Origin of the sequence: Planococcus maitriensis (assembly GCF_003289925.1) — a bacterium.
In the GTDB taxonomy this organism is placed as follows: domain Bacteria; phylum Bacillota; class Bacilli; order Bacillales_A; family Planococcaceae; genus Planococcus; species Planococcus maitriensis.
This window is the reverse complement of record NZ_QLZQ01000006.1, coordinates 18,698-37,263: the sequence shown is the minus strand read 5'-3', so window position 1 is coordinate 37,263 and position 18,566 is coordinate 18,698. Positions and strand designations below refer to the sequence as shown.

General features: G+C 49.9%; 24 protein-coding genes. 14 read left to right on the top strand and 10 right to left on the bottom strand.

Going from position 1 to position 18,566, the window contains the following annotated elements:
- The first annotated feature begins 9 nt into the window (after positions 1-9).
- The 6 genes from DP119_RS12660 to DP119_RS12635 all read left to right on the top strand — a co-directional run bounded on the left by DP119_RS12660 (position 10) and on the right by DP119_RS12635 (position 5,255).
- A complete protein-coding gene (locus DP119_RS12660) occupies positions 10-1,584 on the top strand; it encodes a Na+/H+ antiporter NhaC family protein (protein WP_112233521.1) in 1,575 nt (524 codons plus the stop codon).
- 199 nt (positions 1,585-1,783) lie between these two features.
- The gene (locus tag DP119_RS12655) at positions 1,784-3,328 is read left to right on the top strand and encodes a sodium-dependent transporter (RefSeq protein WP_112233520.1); all 1,545 of its coding nucleotides are present in this window, start codon (positions 1,784-1,786) and stop codon (positions 3,326-3,328) included.
- Positions 3,329-3,340: 12 nt separating this feature from the next.
- A complete protein-coding gene (locus tag DP119_RS12650; RefSeq protein WP_112233519.1) occupies positions 3,341-3,463 on the top strand; it encodes a methionine/alanine import family NSS transporter small subunit in 123 nt (40 codons plus the stop codon).
- A gap of 166 nt (positions 3,464-3,629) precedes the next feature.
- Entirely contained in the window at positions 3,630-3,953 is a 324-nt protein-coding gene (locus DP119_RS12645; RefSeq protein ID WP_068868763.1) for a YutD family protein, read from the top strand.
- Between the two features lie 83 nt (positions 3,954-4,036).
- Complete coding sequence (locus tag DP119_RS12640; protein WP_068868764.1) at positions 4,037-4,495, top strand: DUF86 domain-containing protein; 459 nt, start codon at positions 4,037-4,039, stop codon at positions 4,493-4,495.
- Positions 4,482-5,255 (top strand): TIGR01457 family HAD-type hydrolase, encoded by a 774-nt coding sequence (locus DP119_RS12635; protein ID WP_112233518.1) that lies wholly within the window; start codon positions 4,482-4,484, stop codon positions 5,253-5,255. Before DP119_RS12640 ends, DP119_RS12635 begins: the two co-directional genes overlap by 14 nt.
- A gap of 22 nt (positions 5,256-5,277) precedes the next feature.
- Here the strand turns inward: DP119_RS12635 and DP119_RS12630 are convergent, their stop codons facing one another.
- On the bottom strand, positions 5,278-5,514 hold the full coding sequence (locus tag DP119_RS12630) for a YuzB family protein (protein ID WP_068868765.1): 237 nt from the start codon (positions 5,512-5,514) through the stop codon (positions 5,278-5,280).
- A 151-nt stretch (positions 5,515-5,665) separates the two neighbouring features.
- Here DP119_RS12630 and DP119_RS12625 point away from each other — a divergent pair, with 151 nt between their 5' ends.
- Positions 5,666-6,733: an NAD(P)/FAD-dependent oxidoreductase gene (locus tag DP119_RS12625; RefSeq protein WP_112233517.1), complete on the top strand. Its 1,068-nt coding sequence runs from the start codon at positions 5,666-5,668 to the stop codon at positions 6,731-6,733.
- Between the two features lie 31 nt (positions 6,734-6,764).
- Here DP119_RS12625 and DP119_RS12620 read toward each other — a convergent pair whose 3' ends face one another.
- Positions 6,765-7,091 (bottom strand): YuzD family protein, encoded by a 327-nt coding sequence (locus tag DP119_RS12620; RefSeq protein WP_112233516.1) that lies wholly within the window; start codon positions 7,089-7,091, stop codon positions 6,765-6,767.
- 83 nt (positions 7,092-7,174) lie between these two features.
- On the opposite strand from DP119_RS12620, the gene DP119_RS12615 reads away from it, so the two are divergent.
- The 6 genes from DP119_RS12615 (at position 7,175) to DP119_RS12595 (ending at position 10,605) form a co-directional block, all read left to right on the top strand.
- A complete protein-coding gene (locus tag DP119_RS12615; RefSeq protein ID WP_058381195.1) occupies positions 7,175-7,411 on the top strand; it encodes a NifU family protein in 237 nt (78 codons plus the stop codon).
- Positions 7,412-7,494: 83 nt separating this feature from the next.
- Complete coding sequence (locus DP119_RS12610; protein ID WP_112233515.1) at positions 7,495-7,857, top strand: HesB/IscA family protein; 363 nt, start codon at positions 7,495-7,497, stop codon at positions 7,855-7,857.
- Between the two features lie 185 nt (positions 7,858-8,042).
- Positions 8,043-9,257 (top strand): NAD(P)/FAD-dependent oxidoreductase, encoded by a 1,215-nt coding sequence (locus DP119_RS12605; RefSeq protein WP_112233643.1) that lies wholly within the window; start codon positions 8,043-8,045, stop codon positions 9,255-9,257.
- Between the two features lie 61 nt (positions 9,258-9,318).
- Complete coding sequence (locus DP119_RS12600; RefSeq protein ID WP_112233514.1) at positions 9,319-9,819, top strand: NUDIX domain-containing protein; 501 nt, start codon at positions 9,319-9,321, stop codon at positions 9,817-9,819.
- A 177-nt stretch (positions 9,820-9,996) separates the two neighbouring features.
- Complete coding sequence (locus DP119_RS15875; RefSeq protein WP_167399233.1) at positions 9,997-10,125, top strand: YuiA family protein; 129 nt, start codon at positions 9,997-9,999, stop codon at positions 10,123-10,125.
- Between the two features lie 150 nt (positions 10,126-10,275).
- Positions 10,276-10,605, top strand: a complete 330-nt coding sequence (locus tag DP119_RS12595; protein ID WP_068868770.1) for a YuiB family protein — start codon at positions 10,276-10,278, stop codon at positions 10,603-10,605.
- A gap of 46 nt (positions 10,606-10,651) precedes the next feature.
- On the opposite strand, the gene DP119_RS12590 is transcribed toward DP119_RS12595, so the two are convergent.
- Positions 10,652-11,125 (bottom strand): divergent PAP2 family protein, encoded by a 474-nt coding sequence (locus DP119_RS12590; RefSeq protein WP_112233513.1) that lies wholly within the window; start codon positions 11,123-11,125, stop codon positions 10,652-10,654.
- 134 nt (positions 11,126-11,259) lie between these two features.
- Between DP119_RS12590 and DP119_RS12585 the strand changes: the two genes are divergently transcribed.
- Positions 11,260-12,753 (top strand): leucyl aminopeptidase, encoded by a 1,494-nt coding sequence (locus tag DP119_RS12585; RefSeq protein ID WP_112233512.1) that lies wholly within the window; start codon positions 11,260-11,262, stop codon positions 12,751-12,753.
- Positions 12,754-12,784: 31 nt separating this feature from the next.
- Here DP119_RS12585 and mnhG read toward each other — a convergent pair whose 3' ends face one another.
- Genes mnhG through DP119_RS12550 form a run of 7 tightly spaced genes read right to left on the bottom strand, consistent with a single transcriptional unit; the run spans position 12,785 to position 18,554 of the window.
- A complete protein-coding gene (gene mnhG / locus DP119_RS12580) occupies positions 12,785-13,129 on the bottom strand; it encodes a monovalent cation/H(+) antiporter subunit G (RefSeq protein WP_338066455.1) in 345 nt (114 codons plus the stop codon).
- Positions 13,130-13,148: 19 nt separating this feature from the next.
- Positions 13,149-13,427, bottom strand: coding sequence for a Na(+)/H(+) antiporter subunit F1 (locus tag DP119_RS12575; RefSeq protein WP_112233510.1), 279 nt, complete (start codon positions 13,425-13,427; stop codon positions 13,149-13,151).
- Complete coding sequence (locus DP119_RS12570) at positions 13,424-13,903, bottom strand: Na+/H+ antiporter subunit E (RefSeq protein WP_112233509.1); 480 nt, start codon at positions 13,901-13,903, stop codon at positions 13,424-13,426. The genes DP119_RS12575 and DP119_RS12570 overlap by 4 nt, the downstream gene beginning before the upstream one ends.
- A 6-nt stretch (positions 13,904-13,909) precedes the next feature.
- A complete protein-coding gene (locus DP119_RS12565) occupies positions 13,910-15,391 on the bottom strand; it encodes a Na+/H+ antiporter subunit D (protein WP_112233508.1) in 1,482 nt (493 codons plus the stop codon).
- On the bottom strand, positions 15,384-15,731 hold the full coding sequence (locus DP119_RS12560; protein WP_112233507.1) for a Na(+)/H(+) antiporter subunit C: 348 nt from the start codon (positions 15,729-15,731) through the stop codon (positions 15,384-15,386). Before DP119_RS12560 ends, DP119_RS12565 begins: the two co-directional genes overlap by 8 nt.
- Positions 15,731-16,153 carry a Na(+)/H(+) antiporter subunit B gene (locus DP119_RS12555; RefSeq protein ID WP_112233506.1) on the bottom strand — a complete coding sequence of 141 codons (423 nt, stop codon included), beginning with the start codon at positions 16,151-16,153 and terminating at the stop codon, positions 15,731-15,733. The genes DP119_RS12560 and DP119_RS12555 overlap by 1 nt, the downstream gene beginning before the upstream one ends.
- Positions 16,140-18,554, bottom strand: a complete 2,415-nt coding sequence (locus DP119_RS12550) for a Na+/H+ antiporter subunit A (protein WP_112233505.1) — start codon at positions 18,552-18,554, stop codon at positions 16,140-16,142. The genes DP119_RS12555 and DP119_RS12550 overlap by 14 nt, the downstream gene beginning before the upstream one ends.
- Positions 18,555-18,566 lie beyond the last annotated feature (12 nt).

The window sequence follows — 18,566 nt, the reverse complement described above, 5'->3', positions numbered from 1 at the left end:
AATCTAATTATGGAAAATACAATCTTTTCGGTGTTGCCGCCGATTATCGCGATTGCGATGGTGCTGTTGACGCGGCGCGTATTATTATCGCTTGGCGTAGGCATCGTGGCGGCTGCACTCATCTTGACGTCGTTTGCGCCAATGGCCGCCTTGAACGAATTGTTCACTTCGTTTGCGGTAATCTTTTGGGACGGGGGCTTTAACGCTTACAATGTTTTCATCATTTTGTTCCTATTGCTGCTCGGTATCATTACAGCATTCGTCAGCTTGTCAGGAGGCAGCCATGCGTTCGCCGACTGGGCATCTGCACGTGTGAAAACGCGACGCGGTGCTAAAGTGGTTACCGTGTTTCTCGGTGTCTTGATTTTCATCGATGATTATTTCAATGCATTGGCGGTCGGTCAAGTGGCACGTCCGATTACGGACCGCTATAAAGTATCGCGTGCGAAACTTGCTTATTTCATCGATTCGACCGCTGCACCGATTTGTGTCGTATCACCCGTATCGAGCTGGGGGGCTGCGATCATCGGCATTATCGGCACGATTCTGGCGGGTCAGACCTTCCTGGATTATTCGGCACTGGAAGCATTCCTGTGGATGGCACCGATGAACTTCTACGTTATCGCAGCGCTTGCAATCGTATTTTTCGTCGCAATCCGTGATGTGGACTTCGGGGAAATGAAAAAGCATGAGCGCTTGGCGATTACAGAAGGCCAGCTATTCAATCCGGATAAAGTGATTCCGGGGGAAATGAAAGAAGATTTCCCGAGCCATTCACATGGCCGCGTCCGTGATTTACTGCTGCCGATCTTATTATTGATTGTAGGGACGGTCGCAGCGATGATATGGACAGGTTATGTGAATGCCGGCAAAGTGTTCGACATCTGGCTTATTTTTGAAAACACCGACGTTCCGCTTTCCTTGATTACTGGAGGAATCATCGGCGCACTTGCTGCGATCCTCCTTTACGCGCTGCAAATCAAACGCAACGAAGCGGCGGAAGCCTATTGGATCGCCAGGGGCATCTGGGCGGGAATCCGATCGATGGCAGGAGCTGTCTTCATCCTGGTCTTTGCCTGGTCGCTGACGTATTTGATCGGCGCATTGGAAACGGGTACTTACCTAGCTGACGCTGTCGCTCGCGGCAATGTGCCGACAAGTGTCCTGCCGGTCCTGCTGTTCTTGCTGGCTGGCGTCATGGCATTTTCAACGGGCACTTCCTGGGGCTCGTTCGGGATCTTGCTGCCGATTGCCGGGGCGATCATGATCCAGGCGGAACCTGAACTCTTGCTCGCTTCCTTGTCTGCAGTCTTGGCAGGGGCAGTGTTCGGGGACCATTGTTCACCGATCTCGGATACGACCATCCTGTCGTCGACGGGCGCAGGAAGCAACCATATGGACCACGTCGTGACACAGCTTCCTTATGCATTGACCTCTGCAGCGATTGCAGCAGTAGGGTATATCGTCATAGGGTTCACCGGATCCCTGCCGATCGCTCTGGGGACGGTAGCTATTGTACTCGCAATACTATTCGTTTTATGGTCTAAACGCACAACCCTAATGGAAAAGCATGGACATAACTAAGATTTGAAAGGCGGAGATAGTTTATCTCCGCCTTTTTATTATTACTATAATAGTTTTCTTCATAAATTTTCAGAAATTATCTTTACTTTAAACATGGTCCTAGTTATACTGAATTTATATTCTAAAATAATCTGAATATAAACAAACTTCCTATTTTTCTGTTAAAAAAATGGAAGTTACCAACAAAGGGGGAAGAGAAATGGAGCGTTCTACATGGGGAACGAGAGCCGGCTTCATCATGGCGGCGGTCGGTTCAGCAGTAGGGTTGGGGAATATTTGGCGATTCCCGTATGTAGCTTATGAAAATGGTGGGGGAGCATTTTTTATACCTTATTTATTCGCATTATTGACTGCCGGTATCCCGATATTGATCATGGAGTTCTCGATCGGTCACCGTTTTCGCGGCTCAGCCCCGCTATCCTTCTTTAGGATGAGCGGCAAGAAGGCTGAATGGATGGGCTGGTGGGCGATTTTTGTATCGTTCGTCATCTCCGTTTATTATGCGGTCATTATTGCGTGGGCAATGCGTTACACTTTATTCTCATTCAATCAGGCGTGGGGAGAGGACACGGAAGGCTTCTTATTCAATGACTTTCTCCAGTTGACTGTATCACCAGGCGAGACAGGGGGGATCGTCTGGGGGATATTCATTCCATTAGCGATCGTATGGATCATCACGCTTGGCATTTTGCTTGCCGGAGTGAAAAAAGGAATTGAAATGGCCAACCGGGTATTTATCCCGACATTAGTCATTATTTTCCTGATTATTGTCATTCGGGCCGTCACACTTGATGGCGCAATGCTGGGGCTCGATGCGTTCTTCAAGCCTAACTTTGAAGCCATCATGGACCCGACTGTATGGGTTGCGGCCTATGGGCACATTTTCTTCAGTTTATCGATTGCTTTTGCGATTATGATCACTTATTCCAGTTATTTGCCGAAGAAATCCGATGTCACCAACAATGCGTTCATTACCGGGTTTGCGAACTCAAGTTTCGAGCTCCTTGCCGGTATCGGGGTGTTTGCGGTACTTGGTTTCATGGCGACGCAATCAGGCGTAGAAGTGGCAGATGTTGCATCTGCGGGCGTCGGGCTGGCATTCGTTGTGTTCCCGGCGATCATCAATGAATTTCCAGGGCTCAACGGCCTCTTCGGCTTCCTGTTCTTCCTGTCATTGACACTTGCAGGACTTACATCACTCATGTCGATTACAGAGACCTATGTTGCAGGGTTCACCGAGAAGTTCGGTATCTCGCGCCGCAAAGCAGTTGCATTCAGCGGCGGGCTTGCAGCCTTAATTTCGATTCTTTTTGCGACGCAGGGCGGCTTGTTTTTCCTGGACATCATCGATTACTTCATCAATCAATTCGGTGTGGCAGCTCTTGGGCTGGTTGAAGTCATCATGGTCGTTTGGGTCTTGCGTAAAACTAAGCATTTGCAGGATCATGCCAATGCAATTTCCGATATCCGGCTTGGCGGCTGGTGGAAGTTCAGCCTCGGTGTCATCACTCCGATCGTTCTCGGATACATGATGTTCGGCTTGCTTCGTTTGAACATCTTCCAGCAATTCGAAACGGAAACCGGGAACTATGAAGGGTATTCCAATATGTTCACATTGACAAGCGGCGTGGCAGTGGCATCAGGCGCCCTGTTATTGGGCATCTTGTTCTCGCTCGGCAAGTGGCATAAAAACTACCGTTATTATGATGAGCATTCCGAGCATCCGGTACGCGAAAAAGAATAAGGAGGGATCGACATGTCAGTTAACGCGATTGTAGTCATGATTATCGGTATGATCCTCCTCTGGGGAGGGCTTGCAGCGAGCATTTTCCATGCTGTGAGATCGAGCAAAACAAACAAAGCAGAAGACTTAGGATGATATGGAAAACCTCTGGCAGGCGGCTGCCGGAGGTTTTTTTGTTTATCGATGGGATGATAGCGCAGCTTGTCCATCCAGCCTTGGTGTGATACATTTGAAGCAGGATTCACAGCAGAATGATGCAGGCTCGGGCTTTTGTCATTACTAGGTATGGATGGTGAGGATATTGATCACGATTGAAAAGTGGAACTACGAGGTGATCGAGGATCATCGCGGAGGGTTTCAGGAAGAAGCAATCCAGAACAGGTACAGCGATATTCTGGCCAAATATGATTACATCCTGGGCGACTGGGGATACGGACAGCTTCGCCTGAAGGGGTTTTTTGAGGATAGCAATAACAAGGCAAGCTATGATACGAAGATCAGCACGCTCCAGGATTATTTATACGAATACTGCAATTTCGGATGCTCTTATTTCGTCTTGAAAAAGGCTGGGAAAGCGCCGGAACCAGAAGTGCAGGAACAACCGGAACCCCCCGAGGCGGATTGAGCCGCCGGGGGTTTTCTTGTGCCCATATGATATGATAGAGAAGAAACGCATCAGCGAGCATCAGCAAAATGGAGGGACTCAATATGTATTTTATCGACCGTGGAAAAATCAAGAAAGCCATCACATACATGGATGCGCTTATCGCTCTGTATGAAGAGAACGGCGAGTGGAATTCACTGAAAGACCAATTGGCTCTGGAACGCCTTGCTTTGGGGGCGATCGAAGCGGTAATCGACGTCGGAAATTCCATGATCGATGGTTTTATCATGCGCGATCCGGGTAGTTACGAAGATATCATCGATATACTCGTGGATGAAAAAGTGATCACTGAAGGAATGGACCAGCCCTTGAAAGAGCTCGTCGGCCTGCGTAAGATGCTGGTGCGCGAATTCATTGCGGTCGACCACTCAGAGATTACACGGGTAATGGATGCCCATTTGGATAGTTTGAAACAATTCGGGCCGAAAGTGGCCCATTATCTTGAACACGAACTTGGCCCGGTCTCTGCGTTCATCCCGGAGAACAACAATGGAAAAAATTAAGCGCTACAAAGCCTATTGCCTGGATCTGGATGGAACGGTTTACCGGGGAGAGGCGCCGGTGGAAGCCGCTGCCCAATTTGTCAGTCGCTTGCAAGAACAGGGCATCGAAGCTTTTTACATTACGAATAACGCTTCCAAAACACTTGGGCAATTGCATGAAAAATTGTGGCGAGTCGGGGTCGTTGCGGATAAATCACGCATCATGTCTTCGGCAGTTGCGGCAGCGAAATACATCAAACGCTGGTATCCCGGCCGCACCGTCTACTTGATCGGCTCGGAAGGCCTTCAGGAAGCGCTTGATGCGGAAGGGATCGCGTGTGTTGAAAAGCAGGCGGATATCGTTTTGATGGGACTCGATCCGCAAATCACTTATGCGAAAATTTCACGCGCTTGCCTTGAAGTCCAAAAGGGGGCAGTATTCTTGTCGACCAACCAGGACTTGGCATTCCCGTCGGAAGAAGGGTTTCTACCGGGAAACGGGGCCATAACGGCCGTGGTGTCAAAAGCGACAGATGTGGACCCGGTCTTCATCGGAAAGCCGGAAATCCATATGCTCGAAACCATCCAGCATGAATGGGGCTTCGAGAAAGAGGAAATGGTGATGATCGGGGATAATTACGATACCGATATCCAGGCGGGAATCCGCTTTGGTATCGACACGGTCCATGTGAATACTGGCGTGACCCCGATGGATGCGGTTATGCAAAAAGACCAGCCTGCAACACACATGCTTGAGAACCTGGGTTTTTGGGAGCATTAAAAAAAGCCGTCCAAAAGGCGGCTTAAAACAAAGGGTTTTCTTCAATGAACTCATATATTTTCTTGGTCAGCTCTTCAGGGCTGTCCGCTTCCACGATTTCTCCGTTCACAAGTGCAAAGAGCGATTCGGCACATTGGCTGCAATAGCTTAAACAGCCATATTCGAGCACGTCCAGGTTCGGGTCCTGTTCTAATTTTGCAAAAGACTCTTCAGAACCATTGGCAAGATTGCTCATGCAAAATTCAATTATCGGGTTCATTCCAGCTCACCTCACTACTAGGAAATCCTATCGTGTTTCCTGCCAATCGTCAATTAATTGATTTTGTCCGGAAATGATTGTGAAAGTTATCACAATCAGCTATACTCATATTTGGAATCAATAGCAGAATGACGGGCTAAAGGAGAATTATATGAAGAAATTAGTCTTACTAGGTGGCGGCTACGGCAATATGCGGGTCTTGCTTCGGCTCTTGCCGAATAACTTCCCGCAGGACATGGAAATCATTCTGATTGACCGCACACCTTTCCACAGCATGAAAACTGAATTTTACGCCCTGGCTGCAGGAACCGAATCCGACCAGGAAGTGCGCGTCCCGTTCCCGGAGCACGAACGCCTGAAAATCGTCAATGGCGAAATACGGGAAATCGGGCTTGAGGAGAAATGCATCTTCTTAGAAGACGGACAGCGCATTGCGTACGATGAATTGATCATCGGACTCGGTTGCATCGACAAATACCACGGCGTTCCTGGGGCAGATGAATTCACGTACAGCATCCAGACCATCGGCAACTCGCGGAAAACCTATGAAGCCTTGCTTGGATTGAAGTCCGGCGCGACTGTAGGCGTCGTCGGTGCAGGGCTCAGCGGCATCGAACTCGCCAGTGAATTGCGCGAAAGCCGCAGTGATTTGAAGATCAAGCTATTTGACCGTAGCCCGCGAATTTTGCGCGACTTCCCGGAACGTCTCAGCAACTTCGTCAAGAAATGGTTCGATAACAACAATGTCGATGTCGTCTCCAATTCGAATATCACGAAAGTGGAACCGAATCTTCTGTATAACCATGAGGAAACGATTCCAGTCGATGCAGTCGTCTGGACGGCAGGGATCCAGCCGGTCAAGCCGGTTCGTGATTTGAATCTGGAAAGCGACAACAGCGGGCGTGTCATCATTAACCAATACCACCAATTGCCGAACGATGAAAATGTCTATGTCGTAGGCGATTGTGCGGCACTTCCGATGGCGCCTTCTGCACAACTCGCAGAAGAACAAGCCGAACAGATCGTCAAAGTGCTGCGCACCAAATGGAAAGGCGAGCCATTGCCTGAAACGATGCCGGAGATCAAGCTGAAAGGCTTCCTTGGCTCACTCGGGAAAAAACAAGGCTTTGCCTATCTCGCCGACCGCACCGTTACCGGACGCATTGCGCGTTTGATGAAATCGGGCGTCTTGTGGATGTATAAATGGCATAACGGGTAAAGAAAAAGCGCTCCGCGGAGCGCTTTTTTCATTAATCAGCAGCCGTGAAACCATGTTTCTCAAGTTCTCTGTAAACAGGTTTCAACTGGATATAGCCTTCACCGACGACTTCACCTTCGATCAGCACGAGCGGGTAGAAAAACTCATCTTCCAAAATGCGCTCTGCATATTCTTGCTGTTTGGCATCTTGCAGCGGTTTCTCAATGTCGATATAGCTTATTGAAAATGGCTGATCCTTGTATTTTCTGGAGATGGCGGCCTCGAGCCATTCGTACGTATCCTTGGATGAAGGGGCATTTACACAGCTGGCGCAGATCTGGTCGGTACCGTAAATTTCGATGTTCGGGATTTTTGTCATGATTAATGGCCTCCTGGAAATTCATTATTGGCTTTTTGTGCTTATTCACATTATAATGATTGTAATGAAAGGAGTCGATAGAAATGACTGAAGCTATGATGGAAGATCAAGTAATGGAAGTCTTAGATAAATTGCGGCCTTTCCTTTTGCGCGACGGGGGAGACTGTGAATTGGTGGATGTAGAGGACGGCATCGTGAAGCTGCGCCTGCTCGGTGCTTGCGGCAGCTGCCCAAGTTCAACAATCACATTGAAAGCGGGCATCGAACGCGCGCTTGTCGAGGAAGTTCCTGGCGTCGTTGAAGTGGAACAAGTCTTTTAATATCCAGGGGCCTGCTACAGGTCCCTTTTTCTGTCCTCCTTCAAGAGGGCAAAGATGAAATGGAAAAGAAAGGGTGAACGTAGATGACACAAGTTGTAGAAATTACAGAAGCCGCTTCTTTCCAAGTGAAGGAAATGATGCGCCATAACGAAGAGGAAGGTTCTTATCTGCGCGTGGCTGTAAAAGGCGGCGGCTGCAGCGGGCTGACTTATGGCATGGGTTTCGAGCCGGAAGCGGCAGAAACGGACGATGAATACGAACAGCACGGCATCCGCATCCTGATCAACAAAGAAGATGCCCCGATCCTGCAAGGGACTGTAGTGGACTATAAGCAGTCCTTGATGGGCGGCGGGTTCACGATTGACAACCCAAACGCCATCGCCTCATGCGGCTGCGGCACGAGTTTCCGCACCGCGAAAAAAGCAGGAACGCCTGAAAATTGCTGATGAACCGACCCGCTCCTTCACAGAAGCGGGTTTTTTCAATTTTCCCTTTTGTCGCGCATCTTGTGTAAGGGCATTCAACTGTTGAAAAGCATTTGCAAAAGGGCTAATATAGAGGATAGGTGTTTACTGGAATCTGTTTTATTATTTCCGGTACATAAAATGACTTGAAGGTGGTTGCGATTGTGTTGAAAAGACCGTCAATATTAGTATTAGGTGCAGGCTATGGTGGATTGACTACTGTAGTGAACTTGCAAAAAGAATTTGGGACAGACGCTGCGGACATTACGCTCATCAACAAAAACGAATATCATTACGAAAGCACATGGCTCCATGAAGCAGCAGCAGGTACATTGCTTCCGGAACAAGTGCGCTACGACATCAAAGACGTCATCGATACCGGCAAAGTGAATTTCGTCCAAGCCACTGTCGAAGGCATCGATGTAGACAGCAAAAAAGTTTCGACTGACAACGGGGAGTTCACATATGATTACCTTGTCATCGGGCTTGGCTTTGAAGGAGAAACATTCGGAATCGAAGGCCTTGACACATATGCGTTGTCCATCGCCAATGTCAAAGCTGCGCGCTATATCCGCGAGCATATCGAATTCCAGTTTGCGACATGGTCCACTGAAGAAGTGAAGAACGACAGCCGCTTGACGATCGTTGTCGGCGGAGCTGGATTCACTGGAATCGAATTCCTTGGGGAACTTGCAAACCGCGTGCCGGAACTTTGCAAAGAGTTCGACGTGCCGCGCGAAAAAGTACGTGTCATCTGTGTAGAAGCTGCACCGATGGTCTTGCCAGGATTCGACCCTGAATTGGTGGATTATGCAGTCGGCCATCTTCAAGCCAAAGGCATTGAATTCTCTATCGGAACGCCAGTCGTTGAGGCGACTCCTGAAGGCGTGAAGATCAAGAAGAATGATGATGAGTTCGAATTCATCCATGCCGGCACAGTCGTTTGGGCTGCTGGCGTCCGCGGAAACCGCTTGATTGAAGAAACATCCATCGAAAGCATGCGCGCGCGCGTCAAAGTCGAAAAAGACATGCGCGCACCGGGCTATTCGGATGTATTCATCGTCGGCGACTGCGCATTGATGATCAACGAAGAAACAAACCGCCCGTACCCGCCGACTGCACAGATTGCAATGCAGCAAGGCGAGCGCATTGCGAAAAACATCAAAGCGCTTGCTGGCGAAGGGACGACAGAAGAGTTCGTTCCTGACTTGAAAGGGACAGTATGCTCTCTTGGCGACGAAGATGCGATTGGCGTTGTCTTCGGCAAGAAAGTGACAGGCAAACGCGCGTCATTCATGAAGAAAATGATCGACAACCGCGCATTGTACATGATCGGCGGAGCCGGTCTTGTCTTGAAGAAAGGTAAATTCAACGTACTATAAACATCAAAGCCTCCCAGCGCGGGGGGCTTTTTTTCACATAGCGATGGAGGGAGTGGAAGCCATGTCAAGAAGCAAAAGGGGAGACGTCTGGCTCGGTGCTGCGGGCTTGGTCGTCAATCAACGAAACGAATGGCTCGTCGTCAAGAAGCGTTACGGCGGGCTGCACGGAAAATGGTCGCTGCCGGCGGGGTTTGTCGAAAAAGACGAAACGGTCGACCAAGCGGCTTTAAGGGAAGTGAAGGAAGAAACCGGGATCGACTGCACAGTGATCGGCATGATCGGTTTCCGTTCCGGGGTCATAAAGGGAAGAATCAGCGATAACATGGCAGTGTTCTTGCTGCGCCCGCTGCAGGAAACACAGCCCGTTCTAGCCCAGCAAGAAGAGCTCTATGAAGCTGCATGGCGCTCGCCTGAAGACTTGTCGTGCGATGAAGGTGCTTCGGTCATGCTCCATGAAATGGCTTCTTACATAGTAGAGGAAGGATTTGAGCCCATCGAAGACGTCGACCCTGGGCATATTTTCGGCTACACAGACTATAAATTATTTTTCCGGCATAAATGAAAAACAAAATTAACAGATTATTTTGAAAAATAAAGAATAGGAAAGTATAAAAGAGAATAAATGAGAAAAAGGCGTTTGTATCCGTTTACAAACGCCTTTTTTCGTTTGCTGTGTTTTGCGATACGTGATATATTACCAACTATCAGAATATTAAAAACAACAGAGGAGGTGTTTCGAATGACAGTCTTCAAGAAGAGAACTGCTGCAAACCATTGCCCATACTGCGCGGGCCAAGGATATTTCCAACTACGGTTGGGCGGCTCCGAAACGTGCTCCTGCTGTTCAGGATCCGGTAAAAACAAATAAACTATGAAAAATCGAAAGAGCAGCTGCGACAGCTGCTCTTTTTCCTATGGGCAGCGCTTCTGTGACAAAGTCATGAATACTGTACCTCCGCATTGAAAGGGGTTTGTCTTTCGGGTAAACTGAGGAAAGGAATAACGGAGGTTAGAGTCCATGAACAGTTCATTTACCATTGTCCAATTGATCATTTCCATCCTGCTTTTTTATGTGATGTTTTTCGGCATCGGCTTTTTACTGAACATGCTGTTGCGTATGACGTGGCTGATGGCGGTCGTATATCCGGTTGTCATCCTGCTCGTCATTGACGATGTCGGCGTGTTTGATTATTTTACGGCCCCAGGCGAGTCCTTTTCGATGCTCGGTGAGACCATCCAATCCTTGACAGGCAGTGATATTGCCGTTCTGACGGCTGGATTCCTCGGGGCAGTCACTTCCGGAATCGTCATGAAAATATTGCGCAAGATGGGGTATCAAATGTTTTGATGCCACTAATGGAAAAGCCGGTCCGCGTTTGCGGGCCGGCTTTTTTCTATAGCATGCTGTAGAAGATGACGGACAGCGCGATTCCTGTCAGCGCTCCCATGAACACTTCGCTCGGTTTGTGGCCGAGTAGCGTTTTAAGTTCCTCGATTTTCTCTTCCTCTTTTTTCGAAGGCCATTTGCGTGTTTCTTCCATGAAATTATTCAAATCCTGCCGCAAACGGTTGATTGTCAATGCCTGCTGTCCTGCCTGGAACCGAACACCGGTTGCATCATACATGGTGATCACCGCAAATAAGGCGGACACCGCGAATACCGTGGATGAAATGCCAGCCTCATAAGCGACCGCAGTCGTCAGGGAAGTCACTGCAGCAGAGTGAGAACTTGGCATGCCGCCTGTCGAAGTGAAAAGCCCCCAATTCAGTTCCCGGGTAACCGCGTATTGAATGGGGATTTTGACGAATTGGGCGAAAAAAATCGCAAACAGCGCAATCATTAATGGCGTATTGGATAAGAGTTCCATTTGGCAAGCAGCCCCTTCCACTTAATTTCCGTACAGAAAGTATACCATATGCCTGTGGCAGCACGCGCTTTGTCAAGCTATTCCGGGAGCCGAAGTAATGGTACACTGGTTATGAAGTTAAAAGGAGGATATGTATGGAAATCAATGTATTGAAACCCACAGAACACAACGAAGCAGAAATTCTAATCGTCGGTTTAAGCCGGCACCCCGAAAATGCAGAAGGATGGGAAACCTTAGAAGAGCGCTTTGACGGACGTCTCGCCGACTGGATCAAAGGCGGCTTATCATTCGATTCGGGGTCGCTAAGCATTTATCCTACTTTGAAAGGCGATATCCCGCGCGTCCTATTTGTCGGGGTTGGAGACCGCAAAAAAGTGACGGAAGATGATTTGCGCCGTTCATTCGGCATCGCCGGAAAGCAATTGGTCAAGGAAAAAATCCGCCATGCCGCTATCTACACGGCTTCCTTCGAAAATGGGGAAGTAAGCAGCGAGCAAGTCGCACATGTGGCGGCAGAAGGTATCCAGATGGGCGCTTACCGCTTTGCCGATTATAAAACTGGGTCCAATGAAGTGGATCACCGTCTGGAATCGTTGAGTTTCTTGACTGATCATACAGCAGATGCCATCCGCCATGCAGCATTCGTCGGGACGGTCCATGCAGAGGCAGTGAACGAAGCAAGAACACTCGTCAACATGCCAGCGAATATCCTGACTGCGACGGCGATGGCGGAATATGCACAAGAGCTTAGCGAAGCTTACGGATTTGAAACGGAGATCCTTGGGCGCAGCGAAATCGAAGAGCTCGGGATGGGCGCGCTGCTTGCGGTCAACCAAGGCTCTGTCGAAGAACCGCGTCTGATCGTCATGAAATACAAAGCGACAGACAGTTTCGAAGCACCGCTTGCGCTTGTCGGAAAAGGCATCACGTTCGACACGGGCGGCTATTCCCTTAAGCCGAAAGACGGCATCGTCGGCATGAAAGGGGATATGGGCGGAGCTGCGGCTGTGCTCGGCGCGATGCGTGTCATTGGCGAGCTGAAGCCGGACAAGGACGTGGTGGCGGTCATTGCATCCACCGACAATATGGTGTCAGGCAATGCCTTCAAGCCGGACGATGTCATCACATCAATGAGCGGCAAGACCATCGAAATCCTTAATACCGATGCAGAAGGCCGGTTGGTATTGGCGGACGCGGTCACGTATGCCATGCAGCTCGGCGCAAGCCAAGTGGTGGATGTGGCAACTTTGACGGGCGGCGTCATCGTTGCGCTCGGCAAAGACAAAACGGGCGCTTTGACGAACGACAGCGCCTTCTTCGGAAAACTGCTGGAAGTCTCGAAGAAAACGGGCGAGTTCGTCTGGCAATTGCCCCTCACAGAAAACGACAAGAAGCGGCTGCGTAAAAGCGATGTAGCTGACTTGAACAATTCACCCGGGCGCGACGGCCATATGATCTTCGGCGGCGGTTTTGTGGGTGAGTTCGTCGGCGACACGCCGTGGATCCATCTGGATATCGCCGGAACCTCACATGCCGATGCGGCGCATGATTTGGGCCCGCAAGGCGGAACGGGTGCCATGGTGCGCACGCTTGCGCTATTTGTAGAGAAGCTGGGCAATAAGCAATAAAAAAACTGCAGCCAAATCGGCTGCAGTTTTTTTATTCGTTTTCAAGTTCTTCCTGCGGGTTGTTCCGGCGCTTTTCAATCGCAGGGCCCATATCGTCACGAACCGTTTCTTCCGCGACTTTGATGCCTGTCATATAAGCGGCGCGGCCGATCAAATGTCCGGCGACGGGCTGCGTGATGAACAGGAAGGCGATGGCGATGACCATCTGTGTATTGAAGATGCCTTCATTGAACCAAAAATGGACGAAGGTACCGAGCAGGATCGACAATACACCAAGCGTCGAGCTCTTAGAGGCAGCGTGTGTCCGTGTATAGACATCCGGCAGCCTGACTAACCCGAGCGCGGTGACGGCGCTGAAAAGCACTCCAGTGGCGATTAAAACAACGATTAGGATATCAACGAGGATCTCGATCGAAAATCTCCCCTCTCTCCAGGAATTTCGCGAAAGCGGCCGTTCCGATAAAGGACAGGATGCTCATCAGCAGAATGACCTCCAGGAAAAATTCCGTCTCAATGATAAGCGATAACAAAGCCACAATCGAGACTAGGCTGACCCCGATGGAATCGAGGGCTACGACGCGGTCTGCAACAGTCGGCCCTTTGACCAGGCGAAACAAGAGGCCGGCGAAAGAAAAACTGACAACCATCAAAGCGATCCAATAAAACATCATCATGACCGGCTCACCTCCAGTATAGCCCGTTCAAACGTATTTTTGATGGATGATACGGCCGAATCGATGTCTTCGAAATCCAATGCATGGATATACAGGCGTTTTTGGTCTTCTGAAATGCCGATGACCAAGGTGCCTGGCGTTAATGTGATCAAAGCTGACAATAAAGTCACTTGCCAGTCGTTGCTGAGTTCCGTTTCCATTTCAAAAATGGCCGGCTTGATGTTCATTTTCGGGCGGATGACGATAGCGAAAACCTGTATACTCGATAGGAAAAGTTCACGAAGGAATAGCAGGAATAGCGAGATCAATGCCCAGACGCGCAGAATGTACAGCCGTTTTGAGAAAAAGCGGCGCATCAGGACAATGATGCCAAGGCCGACCAAAAAGCCGATGACGAATCCGGAAGGAGTGAACGACACGGTCATGAACATCCAGACGAGCGCCAGGAAGAAATTCAATAGAACTTGTAAAGACATATTGACCTACTCCTTTAATACCGCATCAATATAGAGCGATGGATTCAGCAGCACTTCACCTGCGTCCGAAATGAACGGCATGAAGAGTTCCGCACCGGCGCCAAGGACTACAGTCAAGGCGACAAGGATGGCTGTCGGGACGAACATCGACAGATAGTGTTTTCTATTGATTGTTTTAATCCTGGCGGGCTCACCCCAGAATGCGTAGATGAATATCCGCACAACGCTTAACAGCACGAGAAGGCTGGTCGCGAGGATCACGAGGCTGCCCCAGAAATGGGTGCCTTCAAAGCCGCCCTGGACAATTAGCAGTTTGCCTGGGAACCCGCTTAGCGGGGGAATGCCGGCAAGGCCGAATGCCGCGACCAGGAAGGTCCAGCCAAAGACTGGATAGTTCTTGATCAATCCGCCCATCTTGCGCAAATCGCTCGTTCCAAAGATGACGGTCAAGATGCCAACCAGGAGGAACAGCGCCGCTTTGATGAGCATATCATGCACCAAGTAGAAAATGGAGCCCTCGACACCCGCTGCGTTCATTTGCGAGATGCCGAACAAGATGACACCGACCGCGATGATGATGTTATAGATAATGATCTTTTTCACATCAAAATACGCGAGCGCCCCGACGCAGCCTGCAAGGATTGTCAAAATTGCGATGATCGCCAGCAATTCATGCGTAAATCCGGTATTCATCGTGAAGAACAATGTATAGGTTCTCATGATGGCGTAAACGCCGACTTTTGTGAGCAAGGCGCCGAATAGGGCAAGAATCGCCATTGGCGGGGCAAAATACGAGCCTGGCAGCCAGAAGTAAAGCGGGAAGATCGCCGCTTTGAAACCGAAGACGACCAGGAACAGGACGGCAATGACCGTCAGGATGCCGACCGCTTCAATCTGGGGGATCTTGACGGCCAAGTCGGCCATATTGAGCGTTCCGGTGACGGAGTACAAATACGCGACCGCTGAAACGAACAATGCCGACGAAATGATATTCACGAGTAAATATTTGATTGATTCGCGCAGCTGCGGTTTTTCACCGCCATGTACGATCAATGCATAGGAAGCCATCAGCAGCACTTCGATGAAGACGAATAAGTTGAAAATATCGCCTGTCGTAAAAGCGCCGTTGACTCCGGTCATCAAGAACAGCACAGCCGGATAGTAGAACGACTGCTCCCGTTTCACGCCGATTGTCGGGATGCTGTAGAACAGCACGAACATCGTGACGATAGTAGAACTCAGTACTAGCAGTACCGAGAACATATCGGAGACCATGGAAATGCCGAACGGGGCAGGCCAGCTGCCGAGTGTGACGGCTTGGACGCCGTCGCTGTTGACTTTCGAGAATAGTATAAGCGCAGAGGCGAGTGTCGTGACTACTCCGGCAATCGCCACTGTGCGCTGCATATGCAGCTTTTTAGGGAACAACATCAAGATAGCGGCAAAAATCAATGGGATGACTATTGGGAACAAGGCTAAGTTACTCATAATCTTCTGTACCTCTCAATAGCTCCATATTGTCTGTGCCGAGTTCCTGGTATGCGCGATAAGCGAGCACCAGGAAGAAGGACGTGACCGCGAACGAGATGACGATCGCTGTCAGGATCAGCGCCTGTGGCAGAGGATCGGCATACTCGGCTGCCGAAACCCCATCCGCCACGACCGGCGGCGCGGTGCCGCCAAGGCCACCCATTGTCAATAGTAAAAGATGTGCGCCGTGGCTCAAGAGGCCGGTGCCGATAATGATGCGGATCAAACTTTTCGATAGCATTAAATATACAGCTGCCATGAACAATAAGCCGATGGCAACCGACATGACTATTTCCATTATTCATCCTCTCCAATCGTTTGAATAATGGTCATCGTTACTCCTACAACAACCAAATAGACGCCTATATCAAATAGCAATGCCGAGTGCAGGGAAGTTTTACCGAACAGCGGCAGATCGAAATAATCATAGGCGTGTGTGAAGAATGGGACATCAAAAATGATCGAGGCGCTGGCAGTTGCGATGGCAATCAACAAGCCGACAGCTGTCAGCACAACGTAATTGATCGGCAGGATTTTCTTGATAGTCGGGATATCGAATGCAAGCATCAATAAGACGATGGCGCTTGCAGTCAACAGCCCCCCGACAAACCCGCCGCCTGGCGTATAATGCCCGGCGAAGAAAATATGGACAGCAAACATCAGGATGATGAAGGTCACCACTTTTGTGGCGGTTTGAAGCATGACATCATTTGTTCTCATGCTGACCCTCCTTTTTCGTGAGGCGAAGGCGGATCATCGTAATAATCCCGATGCCCGCAATGCCAAGCACTGCAATCTCGAACAAGGTATCAAAGCCGCGGTAATCAACGAGAATGACGTTGACGATATTTCCGCCGCCTGCTTCCGAGTAAACCGTTTCCTTGTAGAACTCGGAAATCGAAGGCAAGGCTTTCTGTGAATGGGCCGACAAGGCGACCAAGGTCATCGTGACGCCTACGGCAAGTGCGACGAGTGCATTGCCGAAACGGAATTTCATGCGCTCTTCTTTGCGGCTGATTTGCGGCAAATGGTAGAACGCCAGCAAGAACAAGGCGACCGAGATAGTTTCGATGACGAGTTGCGTCAACGCCAAGTCGGGTGCGCGGAAGATGACGAATAATAACGCAATCGAATAGCCCACAGCACCCAGCGCGATAATTGCGGTCAGGCGGGACTTGGAGCCGAGAATCGTTAAAGTCGCACCGACCAAAGCCAGCAGGATGACGATTTCATAGACGCCAATTGGCGCTAAATTGCTGAAGTCGATCTGGAAAGCTTCGTTCAAGAACAAAGTCAGCAACACAATGAAGGTCATGAAGCTGAACATATAGACGAGATATGACCGGATAAAGCCAGTCATGTAAATACGTGAGAAGCGGTTGGCCCCTCCGCCGCTGAGCAGCATCATTTCATCGTAAAGGCGGTTGAGTGAAATGGCATCCGGATACAGGTCGTAGAGGTGCTGCCATTTACGCAGCGTCCAGAACATCAAGCCGCCGATGGCAAAAATACCGAGCGTCATGAACAATTCGGTATTGAAGCCGTGCCAAGCGGAAACATGGATGTCCACATTCTGCGGCGAATCATAAAGGAACGGCTGGATGGCGGCAACGGCCGGTTTGACAAGCCAATCGCCGATCAAGTTCGGAATGAAGAAAATCATTACGACCAACGCGGCAAGGAAGACCGGTGAAATAAGCATGCCGATCGGTGCCTCGTGCGCTTGTTTCGGCAATTGCTCCGGCTGGTGTTTGCCGGCGAAAGTGTGGAACACGAAATACAAGCTATAGATGAACGTAAAGACCGAGCCGACCCAAGCGATGATCGGGAACAAGACCCACCAGACGTCCATCGAGAACATATTGAATTCCTGCAGCGATAGCATCGCCGTCAAGAACATCTCTTTACTGAGGAAGCCGTTGAAAGGCGGAAGGCCTGCCATCGACAAGGAGCCGATCAATGCGACGGTGAAACTGACAGGCATCAAACTCATCAAACCGCCGAGTTTTCGGATGTCGCGCGTTCCTGTTTCGTGGTCGACGATACCCGCGATCATGAACAGGCTTCCTTTGAAAGTTGCGTGGTTGATCAAATGGAAAATCGCCGCGAACGCTGCGTATTTAAGATAAGTATCAGCAGCGCCTTCGACGTGGTAAGCGGCTGCAGCAACACCAAGCAAGGACATGATCAGCCCGAGCTGGGAGACGGTCGAGAAGGCCAAGATCCCTTTCAAGTCCGTTTGCTTCAAGGCAAAGAACGATGCCCATACCATCGTGAATAACCCGACGCCGGCGACGAGCCACATCCACACTTCAGATAAGGCGAACACAGGGGTCAAGCGGGCGACTAAATAAATGCCGGCTTTGACCATCGTCGCGGAGTGGAGATAGGCACTGACTGGCGTCGGCGCTTCCATCGCGTCCGGCAACCAGATATAGAATGGAAACTGTGCCGATTTCGTAAATGCACCGAGCAGTACAAGAACCAATGCCCAGATGAAGAAATCGTGCTGGGCGAGTTCCGGAGCCTGGGCGATTAATTCACGGATTGAATACGTGCCGCCCATGATGCTGAGCAACACAAAGCCCCCAAGCATCATCAACCCGCCGAAGACGGTAATCATCATCGACTTCAATGCGCCAAATCTGGAACGGTCGCGCGTATACCAATAGGCGATCAGCAGGAATGAGGAAATCGAAGTCAATTCCCAGAACAAGTACAGCGTGATCAAGTGATCCGACTGCACGACGCCAAGCATGGCGCTCATGAAGATCAAAAGATACACATAGAAATTATGTAATTGTTCGCGGTGCTTGTCCAAATAGAAAATCGAGTACAGCACGACGAGTGCGCCGATACCGGTGATCAGCAAGGTGAACAATAAACTCAACCCATCGAGATACGCGACAAAGGCAATATCGAGGGAAGGGATCCAGGAAAGTTCAGATACATAAGTGCCACCTTCCATAACTGAGGGAAGACGGGTGGCATAGTATAAGAACAGCGCTGCCGGCACCAGCAAAACGAACCAGCCTGTATGGATCTGGCCGAGCCGCTTGAATAGCAGCGGTATAAACAGCGCTGCAAGGATCGGTATGAAAATCAGAAATACAAGAGACAAATGAATCCTCCT

Coding starts and splice junctions, on each gene's coding strand:
- DP119_RS12635 (WP_112233518.1), top strand. CDS start 4,482: ATGGAAAAAATTAAGCGCTACAAAGCCTATTGCCTGGATCTGGATGGA.
- DP119_RS12620 (WP_112233516.1), bottom strand. CDS start 7,091: ATGACAAAAATCCCGAACATCGAAATTTACGGTACCGACCAGATCTGC.
- DP119_RS12585 (WP_112233512.1), top strand. CDS start 11,260: ATGGAAATCAATGTATTGAAACCCACAGAACACAACGAAGCAGAAATT.
- DP119_RS12560 (WP_112233507.1), bottom strand. CDS start 15,731: ATGGAAATAGTCATGTCGGTTGCCATCGGCTTATTGTTCATGGCAGCT.
- DP119_RS12595 (WP_068868770.1), top strand. CDS start 10,276: ATGAACAGTTCATTTACCATTGTCCAATTGATCATTTCCATCCTGCTT.
- DP119_RS12555 (WP_112233506.1), bottom strand. CDS start 16,153: ATGAGAACAAATGATGTCATGCTTCAAACCGCCACAAAAGTGGTGACC.
- DP119_RS12640 (WP_068868764.1), top strand. CDS start 4,037: ATGTATTTTATCGACCGTGGAAAAATCAAGAAAGCCATCACATACATG.
- DP119_RS12600 (WP_112233514.1), top strand. CDS start 9,319: ATGTCAAGAAGCAAAAGGGGAGACGTCTGGCTCGGTGCTGCGGGCTTG.
- DP119_RS12660 (WP_112233521.1), top strand. CDS start 10: ATGGAAAATACAATCTTTTCGGTGTTGCCGCCGATTATCGCGATTGCG.
- DP119_RS12570 (WP_112233509.1), bottom strand. CDS start 13,903: ATGTCTTTACAAGTTCTATTGAATTTCTTCCTGGCGCTCGTCTGGATG.
- DP119_RS12650 (WP_112233519.1), top strand. CDS start 3,341: ATGTCAGTTAACGCGATTGTAGTCATGATTATCGGTATGATCCTCCTC.
- DP119_RS12590 (WP_112233513.1), bottom strand. CDS start 11,125: ATGGAACTCTTATCCAATACGCCATTAATGATTGCGCTGTTTGCGATT.
- DP119_RS15875 (WP_167399233.1), top strand. CDS start 9,997: ATGACAGTCTTCAAGAAGAGAACTGCTGCAAACCATTGCCCATACTGC.
- DP119_RS12655 (WP_112233520.1), top strand. CDS start 1,784: ATGGAGCGTTCTACATGGGGAACGAGAGCCGGCTTCATCATGGCGGCG.
- DP119_RS12615 (WP_058381195.1), top strand. CDS start 7,175: ATGACTGAAGCTATGATGGAAGATCAAGTAATGGAAGTCTTAGATAAA.
- DP119_RS12630 (WP_068868765.1), bottom strand. CDS start 5,514: ATGAACCCGATAATTGAATTTTGCATGAGCAATCTTGCCAATGGTTCT.
- DP119_RS12625 (WP_112233517.1), top strand. CDS start 5,666: ATGAAGAAATTAGTCTTACTAGGTGGCGGCTACGGCAATATGCGGGTC.
- DP119_RS12565 (WP_112233508.1), bottom strand. CDS start 15,391: ATGAGTAACTTAGCCTTGTTCCCAATAGTCATCCCATTGATTTTTGCC.
- DP119_RS12610 (WP_112233515.1), top strand. CDS start 7,495: ATGACACAAGTTGTAGAAATTACAGAAGCCGCTTCTTTCCAAGTGAAG.
- DP119_RS12575 (WP_112233510.1), bottom strand. CDS start 13,427: ATGATGATGTTTTATTGGATCGCTTTGATGGTTGTCAGTTTTTCTTTC.